This window comes from Roseateles sp. P5_B10, assembly GCF_056400485.1.
In genome coordinates, this window is record NZ_JBFULE010001762.1 from 1 (window position 1) to 523 (window position 523).

At 63.5% G+C, this 523-nt stretch carries 1 pseudogene; it reads left to right on the plus strand.

Annotated elements, in window-relative coordinates:
* Positions 1-89: 89 nt before the first annotated feature.
* Positions 90-286: pseudogene (locus AC1DU6_RS35775) on the plus strand (transposase); the annotation flags it as partial.
* Between the last annotated feature and the right edge of the window lie 237 nt (positions 287-523).

Here is a 523-nt window from a genome sequence, read left to right on the forward strand (position 1 = left end):
GACGGTCGCTGTTTGCGACACTTGGTGCCGGATTGAGTGGTCAAGACGAAGTTCCCCGCAGGACAGCTCGGATGAAGGGCCAGGAGATCCAGCAAGCCTCGATGGCCTTCAAGAAGGCGTTGATCGAACAGATGCTGGGCGGCGAGCTGAGCCACCACCTGGGCTACACGCCCGGCGCGGCCAAGCCGGCCCAAGCGACGAACCAGCGCAACGGCAAGAGCGCCAAGACCGTGCTGACCGAGGACGGGCCGCTGCGTATCGACGTGCCCGAGATCGCGACGGCAGCCTCGCCAACACCCTCACCAGCTTCGTACAGCAGGTTTGCCCCGTGTCTACGAAGCTTCGTAAGGAGAGCAAGGCGATCGCCGCCACCAAAACCGGCGGCGTGAAGGCATGACCCTCTGAGCGTAGGCAGGGTTGCCCAAGTGCAGCACTTGAGCGAGCGCGTCTTCTCATGCGCCGGCGGAGACCTTGGGGTTCAGCGTCTTGATGGCCGCGCTAATAAGCCGAAGCGCAACAGTAC